Source organism: Syntrophorhabdaceae bacterium, assembly GCA_028713955.1.
Classification (GTDB): domain Bacteria; phylum Desulfobacterota; class Syntrophorhabdia; order Syntrophorhabdales; family Syntrophorhabdaceae; genus UBA5609.
The window spans coordinates 1-5226 of sequence record JAQTNJ010000222.1; the positions used below are offsets into that span (position 1 = coordinate 1).

Consider the following 5226-nt stretch of genomic DNA (forward strand, 5'->3'; position numbering starts at 1 on the left):
TTATCATCCTCTCCGTCAATCTCACACCGAGGGCCTCCGGTATGGTCACTACAAGATACTTCACCGCCTCCCTGTTCCGTATGAAGGCTACGATGCGCTCTGCCAGAGCCTCCCAGCTTGCGATGATCTCCAGTAACGTCCTCTTTGCATCACTGAGCTTCAGCGTGTTCTTCAGTTTTTCAAAATGGCTGTAGATGTTCATATAAAACTTCGTTGCTGCCTCCATGTGGGCGAGAAAAAGCTCGGGCAGCTTTAAAAGTCTCAGCGTATGTCCTGCAGGAGCCGTGTCCCATACAACAACATCGTAGGTATTACCCTCGACGAGCTCCATGATGAAATTCAGCATGTATTCCTCTTCTATGCCCGGCGCTGTTCCGATGTAATCGACGAAATCGTAATCGACACTGGCAAAGGAGGAGACCACCTCGTAGATCTCCGGGCCAAACCTGTCCTTCCACCGTTTAAGAACGATCTCGGAGGAGACCTCAAGACCGTACAGTTCATATTGATCATGTACCCTCCTTTCCTGATCTCCAACAGCGGTATCAAAGATGTCTGACAATGAAGGTGTCGGATCGCTGGAAATGATAAGGACCTTCTTCCCTTCCATGGCAATGTTCAGGGCAATAGCGGATGCGCAGGTTGTTTTGCCTACACCGCCCTTGCCCCCTACCATAATAAGCTTCGCGGGAGCGTCAGCTACATGAACAAGTCCCATATCGATATTCCCTGATATTATGATACCACTTCAGGCGGGGAAAATCACTGGGTAGATCGTCTGACAGCCGCCGGATATTTTTGTATTCCCAATCAGGTCTTTATCTGCTATATATTTCGCACAGATTCTCTATCAGGAGTATACCATGCATGAGTGGGCGCTTGCGGAATCGGTCATCACCACCGTTGTTGACGAAATCAGGTTGAATAACATACGCAAGGTCACAAAGGTGGATGTGATGGTCGGTGAGTTGCAACAGATTGACCTCGAAATATTCCGGTTCGCCCTCGAAAACGTTATGAAGACCTACGAGCTTTCTCTGGAAAGCAAAGCCATCAGGATTGCAATTGAAAAAAATATCCTCCGCTGCGAGGTCTGCGGTAAAATCTGGAGCTTTGGTGACGCAGGCTGCAGGCTGGGAGAAGATGAAGCAGAGGCCATACACTTCATCCCCGAGATCGCCCATGTGTATATCCGGTGTCCTGAATGTTCGAGTCCTGACTTCGAGATCGTAAAAGGGCGGGGGGTCTGGATAAAGACCATAGAGGGCGAGCGCTGATGGACCCGAGGCTGCATATTATAGATAAACGGCTTCAGGATATAAAGAGGATCATCGCCGTATCCGGTGGTAAAGGGGGGACCGGCAAGAGCTCTGTTGCATCAGTCCTGGCCCTTACGCTCGCAAAAAATGGGTACAGGACAGGCCTTTTAGACCTTGATTTCGGGGGACCATCCGCTCACATCATACTCGGCGTTGAAGGTCTCTTCCCGGAAGAGGACAAGGGGCTCATACCGCCGGATGTGAGCGGTATCCGGTTCATGTCGATCATCTATTTTACCGGTAACAACCCGGCACCACTGCGGGGCAAAGAGATCTCCAACGCCATCATTGAACTCCTTGCAGTAACCCTCTGGGGTGAACTGGATTTTCTCATCATCGATATGCCGCCCGGCATGGCAGACACAACTCTCGATGTGATACGGCTTATCAGGCGAATGGAATTTATCCTCGTAACTACCCCGTCAAGGCTTGCCATAGAGGTAGCAAAAAGAGAACTTGCTGTTTTACAGGAACTTCATCTTCCGGTCCTGGGCCTTATTGAAAACATGCTGACGACACGGCAATATACGGGTGTGGCCGACAAGGCCGCCGGCAGGCAGGTCACGTCGCTCGGGTCAATCGATTTCGACAGCACCCTTGAACATGCCATTGGCAACGTTGACAAACTGTTACAGACGAAGTTTGCGAAGCAGCTATCTTCATATCACCCCCTGAAGTAACAACCTCTGCGACGAAAAATAACGGATATTGCCGGGCATAATTACGACAAGATTGTTCTTGCAAACAAAACCTGTTTTCGTGTATTCTTTCATGTATAGAAAACACCGATTAGTGCTCACAAGTGTTATAATTTTCCCGGATGGAGGAAATAGATGAAAACAGTTAAGGACATGTTGAAATCGAAAAAGAGCGAGCTCTGGTTTGTGGCGCCCACGGCAACCGTATTCGATGCCCTCAAAATTATGGGCGAAAAAGAGATCGGCGCCTTAATGGTCATGGATGCAGGGAAAGTGGTTGGCATTATCTCTGAGCGCGATTATGCAAGGAAGGTCATTCTGAAAGGGAAGGCATCAAAAGATACGCTCGTAAAAGAGATCATGACATCCAACATGTTCAGCGTCAAACCGGAAAATACCGTCGAGGAATGCATGGTGCTCATCACCGGCAAACACATTCGGCACCTGCCTGTGTTCGATAAAGATAAGTTTGTCGGGATCGTCTCTGTCGGTGATGTCGTGAAGTCGCTTATTTCCGAGCAGGAGAAGCTCATCGAGCAGTTAAGCGATTATATCTCCGGCAAATACATATAAACCCGGTCATGGCAAATAAAAACCCCGGCTTTGTTCAAGCCGGGGTTTTTTGTATCAACGTATCGCCGTTACGTAGGTGACATGGAAGAAAGCTCTTTCTTGAAAGACCAGTAATATACTGCCCCGATGAAGATAAATCCCCCGATGATATTGCCGATCGTAACCGGGATGAGGTTCCAACCGATGAACTGACCCCAGGTGACGTTTGCACCCAGTATGATACCCGTAGGGATAAAATACATGTTGGCAACGCTGTGCTCAAATCCGGAGGAAACGAATGCCATAATGGGGAACCAGATGCCGAAGAATTTGCCGATCATGTTTTTCGATGAAATGGCAAGTAAAATGGCTAAGTTCACCAGGAGGTTACACCCTATTGCCTTCATGAATGCGGACCATAATCCGGCAGAGCCATTCGCCATATATGGGAGTACCTTCGCTTCAGCGATGGCTATCGCATTCTGTCCGAAAGCGGTAAGTTCCGGGCCGCCTCCCTTACTGAATGGCCCGACTGACATCAGGTATGCCCAGAAAATAGATCCGATAAAGTTTCCGATGTAGACCCAGCACCATGCATTAAGCACTCTTCCCCAGGTGGTCTTTTTCTGGAAAACGGCCATGGGGATAAGCATCGTATCGCCGGTAAAAAGTGACATGCCGGTGAGAACTATCGCGATCAAGCCTACAGGGAAAACTGTGCCTGCGATAAGTGACTTGATGCCCGGCACCGTTGTCCCCGTCGAGCAGACCGTAGCAAGCGCCCCTCCGACGGCGATAAAAAGCCCTGCCATGAATGCCCTGACAAGGTAGTTGCCTGGTGTCAGGTTTGCCTTGTACTTACCTGCGTCTCCTGCCAATTGAACAACTTCTACTGGTTTATGGGACATTGTTCCTCCTTGTAATTATTAAAATATAGTTATCTATGCCTACCTGTAAAACCTCTTTATGGTCCTGTCACATTCAGGGCACGTGTAGCCGGGATCGCAGTGCCGCACAAACTCGTCCCTGAAATATTTCAGAATCGTGGTTATCGGTAATACAGGTGATTGCCCAAGGGCACACAGTGAAGCCTTTTTCATCAATTGAGCCTTGTCTATCATCGCATCTATATCTTTTGGGACCGCTTCCCTCATGGCAAATTTCTTTGCAAGGTAATGGAGGTGCGATGTCCCAACCCTGCAGGGAACACATTGACCGCATGACTCGTGTTCAAAGAAACTGAGGATATTGAGGAGAAAATCAACGGCACAGGTATCCTCATCACAGACAAGGACAACACCGGAACCGAGTGTGACACCGGCCTGCATTGTATGGTCTATATCGAGGGGAAGGTCGAGGAGGTCGCTTCCCAGAATCCCGCCTGCAGTGCCTCCAACCTGTGCAAACTTAAAGGACTTGCCTTTCCTGATCCCTTTCCCATAGACATCGATGATCTCGCGGAGAGTTGTTCCCATGGGGAGTTCAACGAGCCCGACCCTTTTCATCTTGCCTGACAGACAGTAGAGCTTCGTTCCCGGACATTTCTCCGTTCCAACAGACCTATACCAGTCAGCGCCGTGCTCGATTATCATCGGTATTGACGCATATGTCTCAACGTTGTTGACGTTTGACGGCAAATTCATGAAGCCGGAACCTGCCGGGAACGGCGGCCTGAACCTCGGATAGCCCCTTCTTCCTTCCATTGAGTTGATCAGCGATGATTCTTCGCCGCACACGTAAGCGCCGCCGCCTTCCTTGATGAAGACATCGAAATTAAGGGTAGGGCCTGCGATGTGTTTTCCCAGCATGCGTCTTTCCCGGGCCTGATCTATCGCCTTTTGAAGCCGTTCAATTGCACGCCTGAACTCCCCCCTCACATAGATGTAACCAACGGTTGCGCCTGTCGCATACGCGCATATGAGCATCCCCTCAAGGATCATGCAAGGGTTCTCTTCCATGAGTATCCTGTCTTTATAGGTGCCCGGCTCTCCTTCATCGGCATTACAAATAATATATTTTTGTATACCGCCCTTTGGCATGAAGGACAATTTAAGACCTGTGGGAAAACCTGCACCCCCTCTTCCTCTCAGACCGGAATCTTTTATGATATTGATAACCTCTTCGGATGTGTATTCCCTGATCGCCTTCTTGATCGCCCTGGAACCGCCGTTTTCAACGTAGCTATTATTATTCAGGGGATCTATCTTCCCGACCTTTTCGAGAAGTCTTTTCGTCTGACGGTTGTCATTGATAATGCATGCCTTCCCCTCTACCTCGGGGCCGCATTCTTCACCGAAGATGGGCTTTTTGGACCGGTAGCCGTCAAAGATCTCCTTTATTTTTTTCTGGGTGAGATTGCCGTGGATATCGTAGTTGATCATCATTGCAGGGGCAACGGAGCAGACACCGAGGCATTCACACTTTTCGAGGTAAAACAATCCGTCAGACGTTGCTTCGCCGGGTTTTATCCCCAGATATTTTTCGATATGGTCAAAGATTGTCCGTGCACCCATCACATGACAGGGTCCTGATTTACAGACACGAACGATAAAGGGCGCCCGCGGGTTTGTCTTGAACATCGTATAGAATCCGACAAAACCTCCGATAGCACTCCTGGGGATGTTGGTCAGTTCCGCAACCTCTGTAAGCGTATCTAT

The 5226-nt window shown here is 49.3% G+C and carries 6 protein-coding genes; 3 read left to right on the plus strand and 3 right to left on the minus strand.

What is annotated here, in order from left to right:
• Positions 1-718, minus strand: a 718-nt coding sequence (locus PHU49_14240) for a TRC40/GET3/ArsA family transport-energizing ATPase (GenBank protein MDD5245164.1), incomplete at its 3' end; no start/stop codon positions are given.
• A gap of 145 nt (positions 719-863) precedes the next feature.
• Here PHU49_14240 and hypA point away from each other — a divergent pair.
• The 3 genes from hypA (at position 864) to PHU49_14255 (ending at position 2590) form a co-directional block, all read left to right on the plus strand.
• Positions 864-1277 carry a hydrogenase nickel incorporation protein HypA gene (gene hypA / locus PHU49_14245; protein MDD5245165.1) on the plus strand — a complete coding sequence of 138 codons (414 nt, stop codon included), beginning with the start codon at positions 864-866 and terminating at the stop codon, positions 1275-1277.
• Positions 1277-1999 (plus strand): P-loop NTPase, encoded by a 723-nt coding sequence (locus tag PHU49_14250; protein MDD5245166.1) that lies wholly within the window; start codon positions 1277-1279, stop codon positions 1997-1999. Before hypA ends, PHU49_14250 begins: the two co-directional genes overlap by 1 nt.
• Positions 2000-2152: 153 nt before the next feature.
• A complete protein-coding gene (locus tag PHU49_14255; GenBank protein ID MDD5245167.1) occupies positions 2153-2590 on the plus strand; it encodes a CBS domain-containing protein in 438 nt (145 codons plus the stop codon).
• A 68-nt stretch (positions 2591-2658) separates the two neighbouring features.
• Here the strand turns inward: PHU49_14255 and PHU49_14260 are convergent, their stop codons facing one another.
• Together PHU49_14260 and PHU49_14265 are read right to left on the minus strand one after the other, a co-directional pair.
• Positions 2659-3477: a formate/nitrite transporter family protein gene (locus PHU49_14260; protein MDD5245168.1), complete on the minus strand. Its 819-nt coding sequence runs from the start codon at positions 3475-3477 to the stop codon at positions 2659-2661.
• A 39-nt stretch (positions 3478-3516) separates the two neighbouring features.
• Positions 3517-5226 (minus strand): NAD(P)H-dependent oxidoreductase subunit E (locus PHU49_14265; protein MDD5245169.1); only part of this gene is annotated, 1710 nt, incomplete at its 5' end.